The 25,288-nt window shown below is 45.2% G+C and carries 14 protein-coding genes and 1 tRNA gene; 9 read left to right on the plus strand and 6 right to left on the minus strand.

Annotated elements, in window-relative coordinates:
• The first annotated feature begins 110 nt into the window (after window positions 1-110).
• From MUY27_RS04685 to MUY27_RS04700, 4 genes are all read left to right on the plus strand, one after another.
• Window positions 111-184: transfer RNA gene (locus tag MUY27_RS04685), tRNA-Ile, on the plus strand.
• A 506-nt stretch (window positions 185-690) separates the two neighbouring features.
• The gene (locus MUY27_RS04690; protein ID WP_245128828.1) at window positions 691-2,229 is read left to right on the plus strand and encodes a right-handed parallel beta-helix repeat-containing protein; all 1,539 of its coding nucleotides are present in this window, start codon (window positions 691-693) and stop codon (window positions 2,227-2,229) included.
• Between the two features lie 273 nt (window positions 2,230-2,502).
• Window positions 2,503-4,164 (plus strand): alpha-L-fucosidase, encoded by a 1,662-nt coding sequence (locus MUY27_RS04695; protein WP_245128829.1) that lies wholly within the window; start codon window positions 2,503-2,505, stop codon window positions 4,162-4,164.
• 79 nt (window positions 4,165-4,243) lie between these two features.
• The gene (locus MUY27_RS04700) at window positions 4,244-5,155 is read left to right on the plus strand and encodes an alpha/beta hydrolase (RefSeq protein WP_245128830.1); all 912 of its coding nucleotides are present in this window, start codon (window positions 4,244-4,246) and stop codon (window positions 5,153-5,155) included.
• Window positions 5,156-5,242: 87 nt separating this feature from the next.
• Here the strand turns inward: MUY27_RS04700 and MUY27_RS04705 are convergent, their stop codons facing one another.
• The 6 genes from MUY27_RS04705 to MUY27_RS04730 form a co-directional block, all read right to left on the minus strand.
• Window positions 5,243-6,268 carry an aldo/keto reductase gene (locus MUY27_RS04705; RefSeq protein ID WP_245128831.1) on the minus strand — a complete coding sequence of 342 codons (1,026 nt, stop codon included), beginning with the start codon at window positions 6,266-6,268 and terminating at the stop codon, window positions 5,243-5,245.
• A gap of 57 nt (window positions 6,269-6,325) precedes the next feature.
• On the minus strand, window positions 6,326-7,948 hold the full coding sequence (locus MUY27_RS04710) for an alpha-L-fucosidase (RefSeq protein WP_245128832.1): 1,623 nt from the start codon (window positions 7,946-7,948) through the stop codon (window positions 6,326-6,328).
• A gap of 130 nt (window positions 7,949-8,078) precedes the next feature.
• Window positions 8,079-8,423: an L-rhamnose mutarotase gene (locus tag MUY27_RS04715; protein WP_245128833.1), complete on the minus strand. Its 345-nt coding sequence runs from the start codon at window positions 8,421-8,423 to the stop codon at window positions 8,079-8,081.
• Window positions 8,424-8,459: 36 nt separating this feature from the next.
• Window positions 8,460-11,105 carry a glycoside hydrolase family 2 TIM barrel-domain containing protein gene (locus tag MUY27_RS04720; protein ID WP_245128834.1) on the minus strand — a complete coding sequence of 882 codons (2,646 nt, stop codon included), beginning with the start codon at window positions 11,103-11,105 and terminating at the stop codon, window positions 8,460-8,462.
• 82 nt (window positions 11,106-11,187) lie between these two features.
• Window positions 11,188-13,191 carry an FAD-dependent oxidoreductase gene (locus MUY27_RS04725; RefSeq protein WP_245128835.1) on the minus strand — a complete coding sequence of 668 codons (2,004 nt, stop codon included), beginning with the start codon at window positions 13,189-13,191 and terminating at the stop codon, window positions 11,188-11,190.
• 86 nt (window positions 13,192-13,277) lie between these two features.
• Entirely contained in the window at window positions 13,278-14,729 is a 1,452-nt protein-coding gene (locus MUY27_RS04730) for a glycoside hydrolase 5 family protein (protein WP_245128836.1), read from the minus strand.
• A gap of 397 nt (window positions 14,730-15,126) precedes the next feature.
• Here MUY27_RS04730 and MUY27_RS04735 point away from each other — a divergent pair, with 397 nt between their 5' ends.
• The 5 genes from MUY27_RS04735 (at window position 15,127) to galB (ending at window position 25,191) form a co-directional block, all read left to right on the plus strand.
• Window positions 15,127-18,228 carry a SusC/RagA family TonB-linked outer membrane protein gene (locus MUY27_RS04735; RefSeq protein ID WP_245128837.1) on the plus strand — a complete coding sequence of 1,034 codons (3,102 nt, stop codon included), beginning with the start codon at window positions 15,127-15,129 and terminating at the stop codon, window positions 18,226-18,228.
• Window positions 18,229-18,279: 51 nt separating this feature from the next.
• Complete coding sequence (locus tag MUY27_RS04740) at window positions 18,280-19,695, plus strand: RagB/SusD family nutrient uptake outer membrane protein (RefSeq protein ID WP_245128838.1); 1,416 nt, start codon at window positions 18,280-18,282, stop codon at window positions 19,693-19,695.
• Between the two features lie 2 nt (window positions 19,696-19,697).
• Complete coding sequence (locus tag MUY27_RS04745; RefSeq protein ID WP_245128839.1) at window positions 19,698-21,209, plus strand: CBM96 family carbohydrate-binding protein; 1,512 nt, start codon at window positions 19,698-19,700, stop codon at window positions 21,207-21,209.
• A 94-nt stretch (window positions 21,210-21,303) separates the two neighbouring features.
• Window positions 21,304-22,473 carry a glycoside hydrolase family 88/105 protein gene (locus tag MUY27_RS04750; protein ID WP_245128840.1) on the plus strand — a complete coding sequence of 390 codons (1,170 nt, stop codon included), beginning with the start codon at window positions 21,304-21,306 and terminating at the stop codon, window positions 22,471-22,473.
• Window positions 22,474-22,707: 234 nt separating this feature from the next.
• Window positions 22,708-25,191 (plus strand): beta-galactosidase GalB, encoded by a 2,484-nt coding sequence (gene galB, locus MUY27_RS04755; RefSeq protein ID WP_245128841.1) that lies wholly within the window; start codon window positions 22,708-22,710, stop codon window positions 25,189-25,191.
• The last annotated feature ends 97 nt before the right edge of the window (window positions 25,192-25,288 follow it).

Genomic DNA, 25,288 nt, shown 5'->3' on the forward strand with positions numbered 1-25,288 from the left:
AAAGCAGCAAAGAAATAGCAGCTGATTCAGCCTCAGGCTTTTATTAAAATATCAAAACCTTTTTTGAAATTAAGCCTTAATTGCGTAAAATTGCACACTCAAAAATAACCGCGCCTATAGCTCAGTCGGTTAGAGTAGAAGACTCATAATCTTTTGGTCCCTGGTTCGAGCCCAGGTGGGCGCACGAAATGTGATTTTTTAGAATCACGAAACCCTCTAAATCGCTGATTCAGAGGGTTTTTTATTTTATTCCAGTCTATATCAATCCTTACGAATGCACGCTTTGGAACACCAATCCGGCACCCTGAAATTAGTTTTTAATTTTAGGCGCATTTATGAGTTAATGAACTGTAAAACAGTATTTTAAGTCTTTAAATAAGCATCAAAAAAGACTCAAATAGACTGCAAATTCAAATCTTTCCTGCGCCCCTCTTGCGCCCTGAAAAATGACGGTTTCAGGCGGTAATTGGAGAATACGGCTACCTTGACCACCAAATTCCGTATTTAGGGGATCAATTATCGCTGGTGAAACATTCACGACCGCTAAATGCAATAAAAGACACCCATATTATCGCCTGTGCATCAGTAATTTAGGCAAACCATCTGTTCATTTAAAAGCAAACTGTAAACCTGGCAAACGGCTACTTCTAACCGGAAGAACACCAATAATAACCATAAACTTAAATTCAAATGAAAAGAATCCTGATCATCTCGGCGCTTGGTATATCCCTTGTCGCGTGCAAAAAACAACTGGTAAATACTACACCTGTTGATGATGTTTCGAAAAGCCACAAAACATCGGTTAACACCATTGGAAAAATCTATTATGTTGACTCTACCGGCAGTGATACCAACGATGGTTTAAGCACATTAACACCATGGAAATCTATTGATAAAGTTAACAGTATCACCTTTAGCCCGGGAGACCAAATCCTGTTTAAATGCGGAAATTCATGGTCCGGGCAATTGCACCCCAGAGGGTCTGGCGCAAGCGGTACACCTATTGTAATCGATCAATATGGTACAGGTAATAAACCTGTTATTCGCGGGCCGGGAACAAAGTCTTCTGCCGGTGTACTATTATATAACCAATCTTATTGGGAAATTAATAACCTGGAGGTTACCAATTATTATTCAGGAGGCGATACGCTTCTCCGTGGTATTTTTGTAACCAATACCAATTTGACAACAAAAGCCAATTACATCCATATCAACAACTGTTATGTACACGATGTTAATGCTTATGGTTATGCAGCCAGCCCCACCTTGTATTCTAAGCTTACAGGCGGTATAATTCTATACGGCTATTTTGATGATCTGCAAGTAAGGAAATGCCACGTGGCCAATTGTACGGTAGAGGGTTTACGCACCCTTCCCTACCCATCCGGAACCGGGTTATCTACCAATGTTAAGTTTATAAGCAACACCATAGAAAATATTTACGGAGACGGGATAGTTTTAAGTACTGTAAGCGCCGGGCTGATTGACAGTAACGTAGTAAAAAATGCCTGTATGTCTAACGACCAGGATTACGCAGGTTGCTGGACCTATCACAGCCAGAATTCTATTATCTCTCATAACGAAGTGTATAACCTGGCCGGAGGACGAGGGGACGGCGAAGCCTTTGATGCTGATGAAAATACCGATGGTGATATCTATGAATATAACTATACCCATGATAATGCAAACGGATTTATGGAGTTTATGCCTTCCGCCGCTAACATCATCGTGCGATACAACGTTAGCGTAAATGATTGTAAAGCCGGGGTAAGGTTATTCAATTACTTACCCAGTACTACGTCTAACTCACTGTATAACAACGTATGGTATATCACCAACAATATGAGCAAGCTAATAGACTGTTACTCTGCTGCAGGCTTTAACGGCACTCTGAAAAATAATATCCTTTTTTGCACGGGCACGGTTACGAAATTCTGTAAATCTTCAGCCGGAACCTCAAGCACTTGCCTCAATAATTGCTTCTACCCTGGCTCCATCACCTCTGTTAACGGGCCTGTCGGGACTGTTTCTGGCAACATCACCACAAATCCATCTTTTGTAAATGCTGGGTTTCATAGCGTTGGCCTTTCATCAGGAACTGCCTATAAACTCAACAGCGGATCGCCTTGCCTTAGTGCTGGCGTATTAGTGAGCGGTAATGGAGGTTATGATTATAGCCATAACTTGTTAACCACCGGCAACCCGGATATGGGCGCCTTCCAAAATTGACGCGAAATAGAAATCGCGGCATCAATATCACCGAATCTACTCCTATTGCTATCAGGAACGCCTTTTCAGAAACAGGAAGGGCGTTCCTGATTTTGCCATGCTTCAATCGGTTAAAACAGAAACATTCGGCATTGCTGATTGCATCAACAGTCCTGCCGGGACACGAGCGAAGTACACTACTTTGGTTGCTACGGACTATTAACCTTTAAGTCTTGTTTTTAAAAAGTCGATTACCCCAAATTTTAGATTATGAACTCTTCAAAAAAGAGCAGAATGCTCGCCCTACCTCGTTTTAATGGTCTGCTGATCTTGCTAATCAGCGTGTTAACCCTGTTCGGCCAATTAAACGTTTACGCGCAAAAGGAAGAAGACGACAATAAATTTACGTCTAATAAGAACAAGCCTGAGCGTGAAGAATGGTTGCGCGATATGGGTTTTGGGTTGTTTATCCATTTTAGTTTTGATAGCCAGTTGGGTATTTCCATCAGTCATTCCATGGTTGGCGCGTCTGATGATTATATGAACAGGTTCATCAATGAATTATCAAAAACTTTCGATCCTTATAAATACGATGCCTACCGCATGGCTATGCAGGCCAAATTAGCAGGCGCACGGTATATCTGCATTACCGCCAAGCATCATTCGGGGTATTGCCTCTGGGATACAGAAACCACCGACTTTAAGATCACCAATTCAGCTTACAAAAAAGATCTGATAAAGGAATATGTAGACGGTGCAAGAAAAGCCGGGCTGGCCGTCGGCATTTATTACTCTCCGGAAGATTTTAAGTTCCTGTACGACCATGGCGTTACCGTAAGCCGCGCAACAGGTAAATTGCCCCAGAAGATAGAAGATGCCTATAATGACCTGGTGAGAAAACAAACCCGTGAGCTGTTTACCCGTTACGGGAAAATTGATATGCTTTTTATTGACGGAAACCACAAAGAAGCATGTAAAGAAGAAGCCTGGAAACTACAGCCGGATGTAGTGATCACCCGCGGAGCGGTAAATACCCCCGAACAGACCATTCCAGGTGCAGGCGCAGATAAATTATGGGAATCAAACCTAACCATGGGGACGCAATGGGAGTATAAGCCCACTAATGACGACCTAAAGTCTGGCACCCGGTTGATAGAGATCCTGATAGAAACGCGGGCCAAGGGCGGTAACATGCTGCTTAACGTGGGGCCGAAACCTGATGGAACGATTGCTGACCCGGAAGAGCGTCGTTTACAAGAAATAGCAACCTGGCATTTTATTAACCAGGAAGCTATCCATAATGTCAGGACGTGGATTATCCCCAACGAGGAGTATATCTGGTTTACTGCTTCAAAGAACAGGAAAACGGTTTACGCGATGATAACAGGCCTGCCAGACTGGTTTAAGGGCCAGCGAAAGGATTTTGTAATATCTTCTGTAAAAACTACCCCGAACACGAAAATAAGCGTGCTGGGCTATAGTGGCAAAACGTTTGAATCTGCTGGTAACAGAGACCCGAAGTGTTATTTTACACAACAAGCTGACGGTATTCATATTTCGGTAGTAAATGGCCAAAGAATTTATGATAACAATAAATGGCCTAACCCTATCACCGTGAAGCTCGAGAACATAGAACCAGCTTTAATACCGCCGGTTTTGCAAACTTTAAAGCCGGGAACCGAAAACAACCAAACCGTTTTCAAAGGAAAAATATTAGATAAAGGGGATGCAAAGAGTTTGAATGTATGTTTCGAATACCGGCTATATCCGGGCTTTTTTGAAAATCTTTATTTTAAAGAATGGAAGCGTACCGAGGTTTTGCCGATGAATGATAAGGGCGAATTTTCCTATACGGTACAAGGGCTGCAAAAAGGTAAAACTTATGAATACCGGTTTGTTGTAATTCATCCTAAAATAACTTTATACGGCGATCGCGAACAAGCTACCGCTAAATAATCCCGTAAATTAATTGGCCAAATGTGAATGTAAGTTTTTCATGTGCGGCTCAAATGACCAGCCTCGTTAAAGGAAGTAAATGAAACCCATAGATACACCAACTAATCTTTTCAGAACTTTATTATTTGTTTCTCTTATTGGTTTAATACCACGGTTCGGTACGGCTCAAAGTAAGGCAGGCGGCTATCTTTCCCCGGCACCATCTGTTATCAGCATAGATAGCACCATTACTTGTTACGCAGACCTTCGCTATGGCCCGGTACCCGATTCTGTCAATACGGCCTCATCAGACCGTATCTTTGATCTGTATCTTCCCCATACTATGGGTTTAAAGGATAAGCTCCCGTTGTTCCTGTTTATACATGGCGGTGGCTTTTCAGGCGGTGGTAAGTCATTGAAAGAACTTTGCACGGCAATGGCCCGAAAAGGCTATGCGGTGGCATCTATCAATTACAGGCTTACATTAAAAAACAACAAGGTTCATGAGGCTAACTGCGGCGTTAACATGTCAAAAGGATTACCCGTTGGCGGAAGGTTCCACCCGCTGTTACAAAAGGCAGTAGCCAATGCCTCGGATGATGCCGCCATAGCACTGACTTTTCTTTCCACCAAAGCAGCAGCATACCATTTGGACACCGGCAAAATATTTATCTGCGGTGGATCTGCCGGGGCAATGACGGCCTTGCACCTTGCTTATATTTCCAAAAAACCGCACCCACCTGTAAAAGCGGTGGTGGATTTGTGGGGAGGCCTGGAGGATGCCGGTAAGATAGCTGCTGCTAACGTACCCCCGGTATTAATCATTCACGGAGACAAGGATGATACGATAAATATTGACTACGCCTACGCCCTACAGCGACGGATGCAGGAAATTGGATCGGCATTATCCGGTATGATCATTTTAAAAGATAAAGGCCATGCGCAATACCAATACGTTACCGATCACCTGATCGGCGATATTGACGCTTTTCTAAACCGTATTTCAAAATGAGCCGAACTGAACAGCCAACATAGCAACCCAGCAAAGAGCATCAAGCGCCTGATGCGATATCCGGCTGATGGCGCTCCTGTGCTTTCTCTACGACCAATTATTGAGCAGGTAGCGAAACGCATAGCTGGGATCGATCATACCTTTTAGTATCATTGTCATCCAAAAATCGTTGGGTATCTGTACCTCAGCCATCCGCATATTTTTAGAAACCCGGTTCTTGTTTGTTGTATTTAAAGCAATGCTGTTTACGCCAGGTGCAGAAATTGCGAATGCGATACAGGCTGCGGCTGGTTCTACCTCAAATTCCCGGCATAACTTATAGAAAGACTCCCGCCACTGATATAAATTGCTGTCTTTTACGGGGTCAACCGGCCTGTAATTATAAAAATCAAGGCCGGTTAAAAAACCGCCATTGAATACGGCTGAATTAATAATTGCGATCTTGTTCCTCTCGAGTTCCTGCATAAATTCAATCAATTCCATCGGGTGGCTGTGTATTGTAAAACTATTGGCGATCATTACCCAGTCTAACGGAACATCCCTGCTGATCTTTTGAACAACTCGCCAGTCTTTGGCGCCGATGCCAATGCCTTTAACCTCGCCCGCTGACTTCAGCTCTGCCAGGGCAGAGTAGGCATCCAAAATATCCTCATATCTCCGTTCTGCATCAAGCAAGTCTGATGCTCCGTTGATATATTCATCGGGATCATGTACCGAAACCAGGTCAGCAACATAACCATCCAGCAATTCGTTCCCTTGTGCGTAACAATCCAGTATACCTTTATAGCTAATCCGCTGTACGGCATCATGTTTTAGCCCTCTCCATACGCCCGGTTCAAAAGTAGGTTCCGGCGTGTCCAAGTCTGTCCGCAGCCAGCCTAATTTATTGCTGATCATAACCTTTTCTGGCGAAACATCAAGCTGCCTGAGACATTTTCCCAGGGTTTCGAGCGCCAGCCCTGCACCGTACTTCCCTGCCGAATCAAAAACGGTTGCTCCTTCGGTACACCTGATGCATTCGCTGATTATTGCTAACTTTTCCTCATCAGGCAGTATGGTATAAAGGTTACCCAGTCCGCTTGTTCCGTAGATCACTTTTGGTAGCTCCATCATTTTATTTGATTTTAATTAAGTAGTCTTGAGCGGTGAATTATTTTGTTTGATCCGGCCTTACAAATAGCCGTCTATGCGGAGCGTGTAAGCGATCTGATCAGGGATGGCGGCAGGTAACATCACTTCTAAACCTTCCGCTGTCTGCTGAAATGATAACTTTTTGTCAGAACCCAATAGAGATATCCTGATAGCTGAAGCAGATCCGGGTAACGCAGTGATGGAACGAATCAGTAATTTCCCGGATGACGGCCGGGCCATCGCAATTGCATAAAGTGATTTTCCTTTTGTAGTAAACCTGAAGTCTTGCGCAACGTAGGGCGCTTTTCGGTACAGCGGCATATGTCCTTTTGCATTATCGGGAACGTGATCTGCGATAGAAGGACCTTCACCGTAACGTACCCATGGCCGTGTGCCATAAATGGCTTCTCCATTAATAGCCAGCCATGCGCCAATGCCTTTAAGTATCTCCTTTTCCTTATCATCGATGGTACCATCCGCCCTTATCGGGATACTTAACAACAGGTTCCCATTTTTACTAACAACATCGATCAGGGCATGTATTACACTTTCAGCATTTTTATACTCAATATCTTTTTTATAATGCCACGCACCAATGCACGCGTCTGATTGCCATGGAATATTGCTTAGTTGCCGCTCGGTTCCCACCTCAAGGTCATTGATAAAACACTTTTTTTCTGTATCCGTCAGCGATTTGGTATTGATCACCGCCTCATTCCTGCCATATTTAGCGATACTTTTATTGTACAAGCCTGCGGCCAGGTTCAGGCCGATCGAAGGATCATTCTCATATAGCGGTAAATGGGAGTCGTCGAAATAAACCAGGTCTGGCTCGTATCTGCTGACAAGATCTTTTACCCTGTCATAGAACTTGTGCAGATATGCCGCGGAGGGCAGATCGCCGGGGTTTTGCCAGGCCAGCCGACGATTCAACACGTCTTTACTGATTTTGTGTCCGTACTGTGCGTATAAATCCTGGGGGTCATAACCTTCCCACCATAACCCTTTGCCATCTGCTTTAGACATAACCCCGTCATAGGAAACACCTTTAAACGCACCGCTGGTATCTTTTAGCTGCGTTACTTCATACCAGGACCAGGCACTGCTGGCATGAACGGAAACCCCAAAACGTAGTCCGGCTTTTTTTGCTGCTTCTGCCCATTTGCCGATAAGATTTTTCTGAGGCCCCATGTTGACAGCGTTCCAGGGCTGATATTTGGAATCCCAAAGGTCAAAGTTATCATGGTGATTAGCCAGCGCAACAAAATACTTCGCCCCTGCATTTTTGTAAAGCGCCATCAGTTGCCCAGGATCAAAATGTTCTGCTTTCCAGAGATGGATCACATCCTTAAAGCCAAACTTTGAAGGATGTCCGTAGCGTTTCAGGTGCAGGTCATATTGTTTGCTACCCTGGATATACATATTGCGTGCATACCAGTCGCCGGCCTCGGGTTCGCACTGCGGTCCCCAATGCGCCCATATACCAAATTTAGCATCGCGAAACCATTCCGGCACCTGGTAATTACTCAGCGATGTAATGGTGGGTTCAAACGGTCCTGAAGAAAAAGTTTTTATCTGTGCGCTGGCCATGCTACCCATCATATGCGCAAACAAGGAAATAGTTAAAATCCGTAAAAAAACAGCTCGTGAAAGTTTTTTCATGTGATTATTAATGTTCTAGTAGAAATAGTTTTTTAGAGAAGTTCGTGTGAATTAAATGGATGAAGAAACTGCAATAAGCGGGCATATCACGTTCGGCTTCTACAGTCATCCCGATGTAGTCCGCTTTTTTTCAGGCAACTTCTAAGTCAAAAATCAACTGCATCAGCACCCACTTTTCATTTTCTTTAGCCCAAGGCAGCGGCTGCTGGAATTTCCACATCAGTTCTTCCCAATCCTGGGTTCTAGGGTTGGCGGCATCAAGCTCGGCTTTACGTTCAAAAGAGAAAGAATCAGCCACCTCCATGATCATGAACAGGCGGTTACCCGTCCGGTAGATCTCCATGGCGGTAATATCTGCACCAACAATGGCGTTTTTAATCTCCGGCCAGCCGTTTCCGGCGCTATGCCAACGGTCGTATTCGGCTATCAGTGATGGATCATCTTTAAGATCAAGTGCATAACAAAATCGTTTCATATATTGGTTTTTAAGGTTCAATAAATAGTTCCAGGCTTAGAATATTTTTTTGATCTGAACGGCATTCAATATGGCCTGGCCCTGGTGCGGAATGAAATCAATAGTGATACCCTGGCCTTTTTCGGCAGTGATGATGGTTGTGGAATAATAGGCCGTTGCCGGAAGCAGGTAATTGTGATTGCTAAGATCCTCTAAAATGGTTTTACCATTGATCTGTACATCAAAAGAGCGGGTCTGCTCTACTTCTTTGGCTACAGTTGCATCCAGGTTGTAAATTGATTTTTCGGCATTATTTTTTGCCTGAAGTTCGGCAAAGTGCAGGGTGACGGCGTATTCCCCGTCCGGTACGTCGGCTTTAAAACCAGTCAAACCAATGCGTTGCGTTTCATAGATTGCATCATTATTGGTATTAACAATGGCTTTGTCTGATCCAAAGGGTTGCCGGTTCAGTGAATTTAGCCGGAAAACCTGCCCGCCAAGATATCCCCAACTGCCTTTAGTATAAGGCTTTTCTGGAAGCCATACCTGCTGCATTTTCTGATCTACAAAGAAACGCGGATCACCTAAACTTACGTTCAATGCATCAAAGGTGGTATCATGGGCAAGGTCTGAAGCGATCATTTTGAACTTTACCGTCTGGTCATCTTCCAGTCCTTTCCCGTCTGAAGCCTTAATATAGTTGAGGCCATTACGAAACGGCACCTGAAAAACGGCAATATGGTCTTTGGCTTCAACCTTTTTTAACAACTTACCGTTAAGCCATAGCGCTACAAAAGGCTGGTTGGTGAAAACCACCACCTCTTGCATGGAAGTTCCGTCTGCGGAGGCGATCCCCGATCTGAGCAGCCATTGATTACCACCAAGTTTAAGGAACGGCACTTTCAGCAAATTTGCCTGGTAAAGAAAATAAGCTTCTTTAGGCTCGCGTGCATCAGTTGTTAATCCCTTGGTATTGATATGCGGTGTCGACTCGCCACGCCCTTCCGAGTTAAAATCGACCAGGTTCCATACCGCTGCGCCTGCAACGAAAGGCCTGGCCATGATCTCTTTAAGATCATGCATGTGATAAATCCGCTGATATTCAATCGTTTTATCAAACCGTACCGGATCTGAACTATGAGAGCGGATATCTGCATCGGCACCGAATTCCGTTACGATCAGCGGCTTATCCGGAAGGTTGGCATGATGCCTTTCCAGGAAACGTTCAAAACCTTCGAGCCCGCCACTGTACCATCCGCTGTAGATATTCCAGCCAACGATCTGAGGTACCTTAGTTAATCCGGTATTGTTATAGAGATCGAAATTACCGTTACAAGGAATCATGGTGAATCTTGCCGGGTCTTCGGCCTTGCTCAGGCTATCAATTCTTTTGGCAAGTTTGACAATGTTGCCAAAATATAACTGCCGCTCTTTACTCCCCTCTTTGTAATGCGGATGCAGCAGTACCTCGTTCATATACGCCCAGATGACCACACTTGGGTGATTGAAGTTCTGGTCGATCATCTCCCTTTGCATGTCCAGGCAGTTTTTATAAAAAGTCTCGGATTCATTAATCTCGTTGACTACCGGGATCTCTACCGAGGCAATGATACCCAACCGGTCGCAGGCCTGGAGAATTGACGGCGCCTGCGGGTAATGCGCTATTCGGATAAAGTTGGCGCCCATATTTTTAAGCAATACTATATCTCGTTCCTGTAGGGCTTCAGGAAGCGCGTTGCCCATATCCCTGAAATCCTGATGCCGGTTCGCTCCGATAAGCTTGACATGCTTTCCGTTTAAAAAGAAACCGCTATCGGCGCTGAACTTAAACCACCTTATGCCCAGGGAATTAGTTTGCTGATCGACAACCTCCTTTGTTTTGTTATTGATCAACCGCGTGATGACGCGATAAAGGTAAGGGTCATCGCATGACCAAAGGTGCGGTTTAGACAGTGCTTGTTTAACAGACACCCCTTCTCCGTCCAATTTCTGTTCAATACGGTCCACACTTCGTCCGTCGCGGTCTACAATCTCATTAATAATTTTATAGGCGCTACGGTCTTTCAGCTCTTTCACTTTTGTATTTGTGATAATCACTGCCATCTGTTCGTTCACACGCGGCGTACTAATCCTTAGCCCTGCCTGTCCCGGCCCGCTTACATCCAGATGAGGCCTACCGGTGGCTACCAGGAAAACATTGCGATAAATACCACCATAGAAGGTAAAATCTGCACTTAACGGAGGGACGCCAGGGTCGGCGCTGTTATCTACTTCGACCATAATCTGGTTAGCAGAAACGGTGTCGGAACTGAACTTAAGTAACTTGCTGACCGGAATAGAAAACGCGGTGTATCCACCGATGTGCCTACCTGCAAACACCCCGTTCACGAACACTTGGGTAACCTGGTTTGCGCCTTCGAAATACAGGTCGATGTTTTTGTCTTTCCAGTTTGCCGGTATATATATCGTCTTTTTATAGATGCCTTTTCCGCGATAATAACCTGGTTCATCATCATTCACATCCTGCGTATTCCAGGTGTGCGGCAAGGAAACCCGTTCCCAGCTAGTAGCATCGGCAGAGCCGGGTATATCTTTATGGAAGAGCCAATTGCTGTTAATGGATTGTACGATGCGTGTTTGCGCAAACGATAACCGGGCGCATAACAAAGGCATCAATGCCGTTAGCAATAGTTTTTTTATCATGGTTTATTTTAGATTTATCGTTAAAAGTTAGCACGCCGGTTCATAGGTAGTCCGGCGATAGTTGACGGTAAAGAACATGGGCTCAGTTATCCACCCAACAGAAACGTACCGCATCGGCGTTCACCAGGCTATCCTGCTCCCCGACGATGGAGATATAACTTTTGCTGCCTTTCACAAACCGGTAGCGGCCAATCTTCACCCATTTCCCTGAATCATGCTGGTTCAGCGAGGCATTTACAATTCCATCTGCAGTGCCAATATTCAAGGGTACTTTGGCCGCGCTCTCCTCATCTGCCGGAGACCAACAGAATACGTCATACTGCCCGGATCTGAATAAGTAGGGCCTGAATGTAAACGTGCCGGCACCGCCCTGGGGCTTACTCCTGAAGTTCATTTCATAACGCCCCTTCGGTTTTGTCTCTATCTCCGTCCATTTACCGGTAAAGGAGGTAAAACCCTTCATGTTATTGTCTATAATGACATCTTGGGGCGAATTCCACAAACCGTATGGGTTTTCTGCAAGGGATATCACTTGCCTTGCCGCTTTCAGCTTTTTCTGTAAAACAACTACATCCACCTGCTGTACGGCCGTTTTTTGCCTAACGGCTAAGGCTGCGGCGATGCCAGCGGCATGCCCCATAATCATGAACTGGGGCTCCATTCTGATAGAAGCAAACGCCATATGGCTGGCAGATAGGCAAACCGGCACCAGCAGATTCCTGCACTCGTTAAATTTCGGTAGCAGTGCACGGTAAGGGATTTGGTATTGCGCTACGGGGATAGAAAGGTAACCTTCGTTATAAACTTCATCAACCAGTTCCGGGAAGCGGCTCAGGCTGATGTAGCTTCGCTGCATTTCCCGCACATCCATATTGTAAGAGCCCATGCCAATGGCATCATATTTAACCGTGTCATCTTCCAGATCATGCTCTGTCATAAAATATTCGCCTTTCATGCGGCGCGCTTCCCTTACATAAAGCTGATGAGGAAAATTACCGTTATCTGTATACTCATCTTTACATAAGCCAAAAAGTTTCATTTTCTCACGCACCCTGGCGGGTATGGATGAATCATTGGCCAAAAAATAGACCAGCCCCTGAACATAATCTTTATGCCATTGCCAGAGTGAATCCCTCAGACGGTAATCTGCCTCCGGGTACCTCCAGCTTGATCCGTCCAATAAATTGGTTGAGATACCTGCCGAGGAGTTAATATCGCTTTTACCGTTAGGCAGCGTCGGAATAAAACGAACCAGGGGGTCTGCATCCGGCCTTTCTTTGTAATACCTTTTTACCAGTTCAAAATTAAGGGTATCATAGTGGAGCGGTTTCGGCCAGGGAACCATGTTTTCAGTTTTGTCCGTCCCGATCATACGAAAGCAATAGGATTGTATTCCGCCGTCGGCTTCGCCAATTTCTGCCATCGGCAATCTATTTATCAGCGGGAGAAGCTGCTTACCAGGTCCATCACGGTAAGGGCTAAGACGGGCGTCTATCTGGTGGCTGGTAAAGGTTACCGGTTGCCTACCCGCCCATTTTTCATTGTACTCCTTTTTACTTTCGCGACCATAAGTGTAAGAAACCCTGGCTTTAGCCATCAGGTCGCCTTCGTAGCCCGCGTCAATAAATACCTTTGCTTTCAGGGAGGTTCCATCCAAAAAGAACAGCTCGGTAATTATGCCGTCATTCTTCTCAACCCTTTCCAACCTTTTTCCAAATAGCACCTGCACTTTCTGTCTTTCCAGCCAGTTCGTTAAAATTTGTTCTGCTACCTTGGGTTCGGGCCCACGCCAATAAAACAACGGCGCATGGTAATATTCTGCTACCTTTTTATAAAAGTCCGCTGCCAACCCACCGATAACCGTGCGGTCGCCATAGTCGGTATGAGACAGTCCGCCGGTCAGCATACCGCCAATATATTTTCCGGGTTCTGCAATGGTTACTTTAAGCCCCTCCTGGGCTGCAGCGATAGCAGCCATGATACCAGCTGGTGTTGCACCATAAATAACCAAATCTGGTGAGTGTGCTTCTGCCGAAGCCGCCACACATGTAAAAGCAAATATTAAAGCGGTAAAAAGTCTTCTCATAAAGTTTAATGGTCGATCTAAATTTTACCAAGGTTGGCTAACAAGTAATCGATTATGCACCCTGCTGATTCGTAAGCTTTATACCATCAATTATTTTTTCCCGGCAGGGCATCGAAATACTTTATCAACCGGTATCTGTTGATGTTCAATTCACGCATCTTTGTAGCGAGCGGATCATATAGCTGATATCTATTATCCACCAGCCCCTTATTGGAATCCGTATTTGAATTATCGCCAGACTTCTTGCTCTGCGGGTCGTTATCCTGGTATTTAAACCAGTGCCACCCCACGCAATTTTTGGATTCAAGCAGTCCGAGGCAAAAATTTTGGTATGCTTTTCCGCGGTCTTCCTGTGTTTTTACCTGCCAGCCCGCACCAGACATATTAGGAAACCCGGTGTCCATCCCCTTCGTGTAGAATTCGGTTATGATAAAAGGTTTACCAGACCATTCGCCCCAATCGTGCATGCGCTCCACGCTTGGTGTCCAGGCACCGTAATAGTTTATTGAGATAACGTCGCAGTATTTTCCGGCCACCGTCATAAACTCAGGCGTATTCTTCTCGTTACGGTAAAGCCTTGTGCCGAGTATGAGGTGATTTTTATCAAAATGTTTCAGCGCAGCAGTAACTGCACGGTAGTAACTGTCTGCCGCAAAAGCCATAAATTCATTGCGAAGCTGCGGGGTCAGCTCATTTTCGCTGATTCCCTTTTGTTTCAGCCAGGCTAACGCAGCCTGCCGGTTAGGGTCGTCTTCATCGGGTATCGCTAAATATTCATCTATGTTGCTCGCTGCAAAAGGTATCTCATTATCGGTGAAGTAGCCGAATAGGTTGGGGTCATCCTTAAACTGTTCTATCTGGCTGGCCACCTCCTCACAATAGGAAGGGAATTCGCGGTCAAAAGCATAGATGAGCCCTTTTTTATGCCCGCTGTTTCCCATAGCTTTATAACCCTTCCCTCTTTTACTGCTGTAAGAGCTCATGAAATTAAGTATCACGCAATAAGAAACCGGTTTAGACGCTTTTTTATTGGCTTTGATGAATTCTTTATAGGCAGACCATGCCCCTATACCGTTAAAGCCTAACCCTTCCAACTGTTGCCCGGTCTTCTCTGTCCAATCCTCATCATTTTTGAAATCATCTCTGAAAGCGGCTTCGTTTCTTTCCGAATTACCTTTGACGACACTATTGATAGAGACATTGGTACCGGGATGCCCCTGCGGATCGATAATCCACCAGCGGCCGTCAATCTTTTCTGTACGGAAGAAATTGGTTGCTTTGAAGCGCTTACTTTTATCAAAGCCATACGTATCAAAGTCGGGTTCCTTCAGCGGGGTAAAATCCGTTATATTACCCACCAATCTGGTCTCGAAAGGTTTCCAATCACTATAAACAGAATTTCTGTCTTTATCCAGGCTCCATACCCTGGCCTCGACAGACTCTGACCGGTAATTGCCGCTTTGCTTCTGCTGGCATAAAGCGGTATTTGAAAATATCGCCAGCACTCCCAGGGGTGCCAGGTACTTCTTATAAATCATGTTTAATTGGTGGGTTAGTTTACAAGTTGCAAATTAGGGTTAAGTGGCGAATTGTTGCAATTGCTGATGCTTCAAACAGCATAGTCATTTGTTCATCTCCAGTTGATTTTACCCCCGGGTGCCAGGATATATCTGTCACGGGCATAAAGCAGGCAGTCCTGAGTAATTAGACATGCTCTTGTGATATAAATGGCATGAACAAAAAAGGCATTGGTTTAGGAATTTTGGAAAGCAATGAAACCAAATTTGAAGGACAACGCAAATAAGCCGCAGCTTAAACTGATCTACGTCGGATTACTTCTGATCATGGGTATTTTACTGCTGATCAGATTGCTCTGAATTTTGTAAGCATACCAATTATTTAAACCTTTTTATAACCTAAATTCAAAGAATTACTATGGTGCATTTTTATCCAAAATGGCGTTGCTGCTTTTTTTTGTTAATTCTCTACACGCTGTTCCTGACCATCGTACCCAGAACAGCTTATGCCCAAACCGGGGGGATCACGGTTTCAGGTACTGTTAAAGATGGCGACGGAAATACCTTACCCGGGGTAACCATAAAAATCCAAAACACGCAGACAGGAACAGTAACCGACGCTTTAGGTAATTACAAAATCAAAATTCCCAATGCTAAAGCCGTTTTGGTGTTCTCTTTTATCGGTTACAGTACCCAGTTAAGGCCAACCGGCAATCAGACCGTTATCAACGTGACTTTAAAAGAGATCGATTCCAAATTAAACGAGGTAGTTGTGGTTGGATACGGTTCTCAAAAAAGGCGCGACGTAACCGGTGCTATCGCCTCCATTAAATCAGACCAAATGGATACGTTTGCAGGCGGCTCTTTAAATACCAGCCTGCAGGGCAAAATTGCAGGTTTGCAAATCACTACAGATTCTGGCGAACCCGGCGCGGGCGCTAATTTCACCTTACGGGGGGTGTCTTCAGTTAACGGAAACAGCTCGCCATTGATCATTATAGATGGCTTGCCCGTTAATAATGATTCTTTTACATCTGCCCAGGATGGCGCAACATTCAGCCCGCTTAACGACCTCAACCCCTCAGATATCGAATCAATAGAGGTATTAAAAGATGCGGCAACAGCATCTATTTATGGTGCACGTGCATCTAACGGTGTCATCCTGATCACTACAAAATCCGGCAAGGGCCAGCGGCCCCAGATCTCCTTTTCTCAGAACGCTTCTTCTGTTGGCCTTTACCGTAAGATTGGCATATTGAACGGCCCCGAATGGCGCAGCGCATACACCGAAGCGATATATAATTCGACCGGGGCATTAACAACAAAAGTTTCCGTGATCGATTCGCTGCACCCCTATTACCGGGACTCTTACGACTGGCAGGATGTGATGTATAGAAGATCACTGCAATACAAAACGGACGTAAGCGTACGCGGTTCGTCAAAGGATAATGCGATGGACTATTACGTGAGCGCCGGCTTCCGTAACCTTGCCCCTATCATTATCGAAACAAATTATAAACAAGCCTATGCGAGCGCAAGAACAAATTATAAAATCTCATCTTTCCTGCGCGGTTCAACTAATTTCAATCTATCAAACTATACCTATAATCGCTTAAATACGGGTAACAGTACCTCCAGTGTGATGTTCACCTACCTGGTGACCATGCCGGTCTACAGCCCGTACGATCCGATAACGGGGCAGATCATCAACTTGTTCGATGGTTCTAAGCCGAGCCCGCTTGCCCAGGCGATATACAGTACTAACAAAATTGAGCGTTCGCGCCTTTTAGGTCAGCAAGAATTTGTACTCACACTGGCAAAAGGCCTGGATATCAGATCTACGCTCGGTGTAGATTACAGTAATACCAACACCTATTATTTCTCTCCTCCGCAACTATCAACAGCTACGTCGCCCAAATCGGTTTTCTCAATCTATAATCCGATCATTAATAATTCTTTGGTGAACGAGAACACCATTACCTATCAGAAAAGCTTCAATAATCATAATATTAACGTGCTTTTCGGGGAGTCTTACCAGTTCAATAAAACCAATAATCTGAATCTTCGCGGAAGCGGTTTTATCGACAACGTGATCACGACTATCGGCGGGGCGGCTAATATTGATCTGTTCACGCAGTCTATCACCCAGTCTGTTCTGCAGTCGTTTTTCTCAAGGGTGAACTATAATTATAAATCGAAGTATTTATTCTCGGCTTTACTGCGAAGAGATGGGTCGTCCCGCTTCGGTGCAGACAACCGATATGCCTATTTTCCTTCCGTATCTGGCGGATGGAGATTTACAGAAGAAAAATTCCTGAATACAAATAAAATCCTGGACGGTAAACTAAGGGCAAGTTATGGCATTACCGGTAACCAGAATATCGGCGACTATGCGTCTACCGGGTCATATAGCAATGCCGGGAAATATTTAGGCGCAGTATCCGTAATCTCTGATGGTTTGCCCAACCCCAACCTGAAATGGGAAACCACCAGGCAGTTTGATATCGGGACTGATCTGACGTTCTTTTCAGGACGGTTTAATTTGAGTGTTGATTACTACGTCAAAAACACGAATGACCTGCTGTTCAACGTACAGATTCCGTCGCAAACTGGCTACAGCACCATACCCTATAATTTTGGCGGATTAAGCAATAAGGGTGTAGACATCCAGCTTGACGGCATGCTTATTAACAAAAAAGTAAAATGGAGTTCGGTTGTAACCTTTGGCCTTAACAGAAACAAAATCACCTCACTTCCGGATGGGCAGGATTACCGTCCTACCGCACTTAGCCTGGCAAGGGTTGGCTATCCGGTAGGGGTATTCTACGGATACCGTTCATTAGGGGTTTATGCACACGACGCAGATAATGTATACAAAACAGATGCTAACGGCACGGTTATTCCCTTTAGAAAGGGTTCGGCAACAGGTGCAGTGTACAAGGGCGGAGATGAGATTTATCAGGATGTAAACGGCGACGGAATCATCAACGATAAAGACCTTCAGATTATAGGGAACCCTACCCCGCAGTTTTTCGGAGGCTTCCAGAACACGGTAAGCTACAAATCATTCTCATTAGCGGTATTCGTCAACTACGTTATCGGGAACAAAATATTCAACAACCTTACCCGGTCAATAGACGGTTATCAGTTCGATGGAAATTATACCATAGACCAGGTACGGCGCTGGAAAAAGCAGGGCGATATTACAGACGTGCCCAGGCTTGTTAAAGGCGACCCGATGGAAAACTATGCACCCTCAAGCCGCTTTGTGGAAGACGGATCATTTATCAGGGTACAAAATCTGACCCTAACGTACCGCCTTCCCGGGAAACTCTTAAGCCGTGTGGGTATCAGAAACGGCAATGTGGGTTTAGGTGTGAATAATCTGGCCGTATTCGGGCGCTACACGGGTTACGACCCGGAAGTCAGCGCTGGGAATAATCCTTTAGGGTTTGGGATCGATAACGCATCCTTTCCAAAATCCAGATCTTACAATTTGTCATTAAACATCAGTTTCTAAACGATGAAAACACTTTTGAGCATTAAACATATACGTCTAATCGGGATGGTAATGGCTGTACTTTTAACAGCCGCGGCTTGTAAAAAAATAGATTCAGGCCCGATCACTTCCTACTCTAGCGATAATTACTGGCAGACACCAGCCCAGGCATCCGCTGCGTTGAACGGGGCTTACAAGGCCTTGCAATCAACGTTGAATACCGAGTTTATTTATTACGGCGAGGCAAGATCTGATAATCTGGTACTTGCGTTGCAGAATAACAATGCTTCTATAAGCGTGATCAACAATACGCTTAACGTAAACAGCAATTTTACAGACTGGGGCGGGTTTTACCAGGTGATCAAACAAGCTAACCTGATCATCAGTAACGTCCAGCTGATGAAAGCGAACGGGCTTTATACCAGTACCACCGAATATAACCGGGTACTTGGCCAGGCATATGGGTTAAGGGCGCTATGTTATTTCTGGTTGGTGAGGATATGGGGCAACGTTCCTTTAATTACGCAGCCTATTACCGGCGATATTATCTCTTTTCAAACACCGCGAACGGATACAGTAAAGGTATACAACCAGATATCAACAGACCTGATACTTGCAGGTAACCTGCTGCCATCCAGCTATACGGACGTGATGCAGAACCGTGCCATGCTGACGAAGGGGGCTATTGATGCGATCCAGACAGATTATTACATGCACCGGAATAATATGGACAGCGCGCTGATCACTTCTGCCAGATTTGTGAATAGTTCAGGGGCTATCGTAAATTCTAACTACAGGCTTACCACGCTGTATGATCCATCGATCAACTATTTCGCATCCCCCGCCCTGATCGATAATTCTGAATATGCGCAAATGTTCCAGACCGGATATTCGGCCGAGTCGATTTTCGAAATTGCATTTAGCTATAACGAGGGGGCAACGTCCGGAATTTATGGCATCTACGGTAGCGCCGGTAATGCGCAATTCAATGCCAGCAATAATATCCTCGCAAAATTTGACCCTAATGATATCCGCACGGTAGCAGACCTGAAGTCGCTGAACCAGGTGTTTAAGTTTTTCCCAAAAGGAACTTTCAACACCGTTACCGGTAATGATAAAAATGTGATACTCTACAGGCTTGCCGATATTCTTTTGCTGCGTGCAGAGGCATTAAACGCAAAAGGGCAGGTTGCTAATGCGTTCACACTGGTTAACCAGGTACGCGCAAGAGCGGGCGTTCCGGCAATTGCTGCGTCGCAATATAACGCCTTCTCAAGGGTGCAGGCAGAGGATTTCATCTTGGATGAGAGGGCCCGCGAGTTGTGCTTTGAAGGTAAAAGGTGGTTTGATCTGGTGAGGACCGGCAGAGCAATACCCATCATGAAGCCCATCAACGGGCTTAGTGACCCTGCAAATATATTATGGCCGATCAGCCTGAACGTGATCAATCAAAACCCATTGATAGAACAGAACTCCTATTACAAATAATCATGAAAACGAGAACGCTTACCATATTTAGTTTAACGTTACTGATCTGCACATCGCTCTTCATGACCGCATGTAAAAAATTCAGTTTGTTAAAAGACGAAGAACTACCCAGTATCCCCGCAGGTGCAAATCTGAAGAATGAAACCATCTGGCAATTTCTCTCTGACAATGATTTTCATTCCAATGATCTGACAAAGGTTGGTCTGTATGGCAAAATTGTGCAACTGGCAGGATTACAAGACCTTTTTAACAGTGCCGGAGATTATACGGCCATCATTCCGAGCGATGGCGCTATCAATACCTTCCTGCAATCTTTAGGCGCCCAGAGCATCAATGATGTATCGCCTGTAGTCTGGAAAAATCTAGTATTGAATAACCTGATCCCAAAACGGGTAAGATCTTTTGACTTACCGGCAAACCAGGCGCAAGTGTATCTGACCGTCAGCCAGGACTCGCTTTTTCTGACCAGGACCCCAAGCTCCACCAATCAGTATGTACTTTTCGTCAATCAATCAAGCACCGTAAATTCTAACAGTGTGATCGTGCGTACCCAAAATCTTGAATTCAAGAATGCTATCGGGCATGTAATAGACGGATTTACGTACTATGTACCAAAAACAAAAGGCGCTGATCCGGTAAATCCGGGCAGTGTCAGCTATGCCACCGATACCATTCCTATTACAAAAGATTCTTACGTTAATGCCGGCACCACTACGCTGATGAATACCAATTATGGATCATTGATCTATATGATTGTGATGAACACGCCTACCAACATGAGTTTTACCCGCAGGGCTTTGTTGCAGTTTCCAATCCGGAAGCCATCCTTCAACAATCGCATCGGTTCGGTCAAAGTTGCCGCATTCATTAATCGTATAGATGGCGCGGGTACCATCACCGTACAGGAAGATCAAAATGTCGACTGGCAGGAAAACAAGGTAACCTGGGCTAACGCGCCGGTACCGGGCACCATTCCATTATCCAGTTTCCCGGTAACTACGGCCAATAATTTTAGTTGGCAGTACGGAACAATTACCTCGGCCTATATGGATGCGCTTGCGGCGAACAGAACCTTTATTAACATCGGCCTGTTTACCACCAGCAATACCATCAATTATCAATTTGCCACCAAAGAAGCCGCGGCGAACAGACGACCATATCTGCTAATCAGCAGTGCTGCCAACACGGTGCTTAAGGACCTGGTTAATAATGGCCTGGTTGTAGACAGCAAGGTAGGTTATAAAACCATCAGCACCGATGACCTTAGTTTATCCGGGACGGCCGATAATAATATTTTTTATACTGTAAAAACATTGCCTGCAAACGGCTCTCTGGTGATCAATAATTTACCTGCCAAGGTGGGTAGCGCATTCTCTCAGGAACTGCTAAAAAAAGGCGGGGTAAAATATCTTTATTCTGGAAACGGCGGTGCTGACAAACTGGTATTGGAAGCCAGCGACTTCCAGAACGGCTACTATAATTCGCTGATCAATCTTAACATAACTATTAATTGATAACCCAACATCCCTGGCCAATTAAAATTGCATTGGTCAGGGTTATGGCTATTAAACGCAAAACAGATCTTACAAACAGTTTAAGCAACATCCTATGCCGAGAATTCCGTGGCAGCTCTTCGTATTTTATTTATCCACCTTACTGGTCAGCTGTTCTGACAGAGTGCTAATTCACGGTGTTGCAGACAGGGTATCCAACAACACCAATTTCTCATTAGCTAGCCTCGGTGAAAACACAAAGCCGTCCAGGTATAATGAATGGATGTACCAGAATTTCATCATCATGGAAGCGATGGATCAACTTGGCCTAGTGCTTAATGATAGTAGCTATGCGAATTATGCACGCAAGAACATTAACTTTTTTTGTGCCTATCTGGAAGAAAGAAAAAGCACCAGTCAGCTAAAAACCCTTGACTGGTATTTGCATCCGACTGAAATGTGGCATTGCGGCATGATCGCTGCTTTTGCTGCGCAACAAAACATACTAACCAACCAGGAGAAGATCAACGGACTGAAGACATTTCAGTCTTTTTTATTAACCGCGCCCAAGTTAGCGAATGGGATGTTCGTTAGACAAAAGGGCGGCAAATACAGGACAAGAGCGGTGCAAATCGATGATATTTATATGCTTTCGCCTTACTGGGTGCGAATGTGGCAATCCACCAAAGACGTTCAGTACCTGGATAAGGCAATTAGTGAAACGTATAACTATTTCAATTACCTATGGGATGACAAAAGCCAGCTAATGCATTGTTTGTGGCTGGAAAACACCCAAAAGCCTGCTTCCCACTTCTGGGGCCGGGGTAATGGCTGGTTTATCATGGCCCTTGCAGATCTGCTCAACCATCTTCCCTATGATCACCCGCAGCGCAAAAGATTGATCGCGATATTTAACCAGGTTGCAAAAGGAATTGCCAGGTACCAGGATAAAGATGGCTTGTGGCACCAGGTATTAAATGTTCCGGAAAGTTTTAGCGAATCATCCTGTTCCGGCATGTTCACCTATTGCATTTTAAAAGGCGTAAACGAGGGGTGGTTAAACCGCTCTTTCAACAAAACAGGTATGAGGGGCTGGCGGGGACTGAAAACTAAGATCACCTCGGGGCTTGAAATAAAAGACACCTGCCCGCCTACTGATATGAGCGAGGATCTGAGCTATTTTTTAAACCGTCCGCGCGTTACCGACGATCAGCATGCAATTGGGCCATTCCTGCTTGCAGGGGGGGAGGTATTGAAGGCGCGACGGTTATCAAAACTAAAATAAGCAACCTATCAACCTTGTTTTTATGGTCGCTTCAGGTCGGCAGACAGGCTAAGTAACTCCGGGAAACAGTCCCTTACGATTAAATCGCTGCTACTTTTTTTTGATCATACAAAGAAACGATTGCTAGCCAGACAAACCAGGGCGAGCCCAATATCGGGCTTTACATCAAATAACTGAACTACGGTTCATTCCAGGCAAGAGGGATATATCTTTTAAATTAAGTATTACATATTTATGTTTTTTTTACCAAAGCTGCATCAAAGGGTATTTCTAAGGGAATCGAGTATGGTTATCGGCATGTTGATCTTCACCGTGTGCCAGCTAAAAGCGCAAGGTTACAGGGAGATTGAACAGCTAAAAAAGGGCTGGTTTTTTGCAAAACAGGAAATGCCCGATGCTTTGAGCAGTCAATTAAACGGCCCGGGGTGGACAGAAGTAACAGTACCCCATGATTGGGCTATTTCAGGTCCTTTTTCGAGAGACAATGATCAGCAATCGGTAAGGGTGACAGAAGATGGCGAGGCTAAAGAAAAACTAAGGATTGGCAGAACAGGTGGACTGCCATTCTTTGGCATCGGCTGGTACAGACGTCTACTTCCTATCACCGCTAAGGACAAGGGGAAGAACATCACGGTTGAATTTGACGGTGCAATGAGTAACGCCCGTATCTTCCTGAACGGGAAATTTGTTGGCGAATGGCCTTATGGGTACACTTCCTTTCAATTTAACATAACCCCTTACGTTAACTGGAACGGTATAAACGTACTTGCTGTCCGCCTGGAAAACCAGGAGCGTTCTTCCCGGTGGTATCCCGGTGCGGGGCTATACAGAATGGTCCGGCTGGTTAAAACAAATGCCGTGCATGTAAGCCATTGGGGCACGTTTATCACAACACCCTCAATCACTTCGCGAGAAGCTAAAATCAATATCCGGACGCAGATCTGTAACGAATTGCACAACAATAAAGCCATTGTTATCCGGCAAGAAATATACGATCCTAAAGGCCATATAAAAGGGAGTTCAGCTTCGGTAAAGCACTTAAGCGGTAAGCTAAACGTATCCAACCAGATCGTAGTTGCCAACCCCGAGCTATGGTCCGCAGAACATCCGGCGCTCTACCGTGTCAAAACCACCGTCCTTTCGTCATCGAAGATACTCGACGTTTATTACACTACATTCGGCATCCGCGACATACGGTTTTCGCCAGATCGCGGTATGACGGTCAACGGTATAAAAACTAAACTAAAGGGGGTATGCCTGCACGATGACCTGGGCGCATTAGGCATGGCGTTCAATAAAGCGGGGCTTAGGCACCGGTTGAAATTATTAAAGGCAATGGGTTGCAATGCTATCCGGGGCACACACAACCCTCACGCACCTGAAATGCTTAAACTTTGTGATGAAATGGGGTTCTACTACATTGATGAGGCATTTGATGAATGGCGAATTCCCAAAGTAGAGAACGGCTATCACCGGCTGTTTGACAACTGGGCGGAAAAGGATTTACAAGCAATGATTGAGCGGGACAGAAATCATCCGGCATTGATTATGTACAGTATTGGAAATGAGATTAAGGAAGCCACGACACCGGATGGAGCTGAGATTGCGAAGTATTTGACCATGATATGCAAACGTGCCGACCCTACACGGCCGGTAACAGCAGGGATTAATGTACTTGAACCCGCTATTGACTATGGATTTGCCAAAGTACTGGATATTCCCGGCTGGAATTACAAACCAGAACAGTATTCGCGCATCCACCAGTTATTGCCGGATAAGCCGCTCTATGGTAGTGAGACGGCCTCTACCGTCAGTTCCAGGGGGGCCTATCATTTGCCGGCTGCCAAAGCGTCTATGAAGATTTGGCCAGACAACCAGGCCTCTTCTTATGATCTTGAATATTGCAGTTGGTCGCAGCTGCCGGATGTGGAATGGATGAATCAGGATAAAAATAAGTTTGTTCTGGGTGAGTTTGTCTGGACAGGGACAGACTACCTTGGAGAACCCTCCCCTTATAACGACAACTGGCCTAGCAGAAGTTCTTATTTCGGGATGATCGACCTTGCCGGGCTGCCTAAAGACCGGTATTATCTTTATCAAAGCCGCTGGAGCCGCAAAAAGGTTTTGCACGTACTTCCGCACTGGAACTGGCCAGAACGGGTTGGAAAAATAGTGCCCGTATTTGTATACACCAATTATCCCGAGGCCGAATTATTTATTAACGGAAAAAGCTTCGGCCGAAAACGATTCAAAACGGATGAACTGCTCAACCGCTACCGGCTAAGGTGGGATAGTGCCATTTACCAACCCGGTGAACTGAAAGTGGTTGCCTATGATGCTCATGGCCGTATCGCAGCAACCCGTTCGGTGAAGACGGCAAAAGAACCCGCACGGATAGTTTTAGAGGCGGACAGGAATAGGCTGGTCAAAGGCGTTGACGATCTCTGTTACGTTACCGTAAAAATAGTAGACAGGGAAGGCAATCTTTGCCCTGATGCAGAAAACCTGGTTTCTTTTGAGGTTTCCGGCTCCGGAACTTTGAGAGCAGTAGATAATGGCAACCCTGCAACCACCGAACCTTTCCAGGCAAATTATCGCAAAGCCTTTAACGGGAAGCTGATGGCCATTATTCAAGCGGGTGAGCATAAGGGTATCATTAAGATCAGAGCTTTTGCAAAACAGTTGTCCCGCACAGAAATAACCGTCAAAGTGCGCTGAGGAATATTTTCGGCGTCCCCGAGAGTTAAACTATTCGTGCTAATCAACCCCAGGGCTAAACATCGCAGTCCATTAAATGCTTTGATACCAGAGGTAA

Source organism: Mucilaginibacter straminoryzae, assembly GCF_022953055.1.
GTDB classification, from domain to species: domain Bacteria; phylum Bacteroidota; class Bacteroidia; order Sphingobacteriales; family Sphingobacteriaceae; genus Mucilaginibacter; species Mucilaginibacter straminoryzae.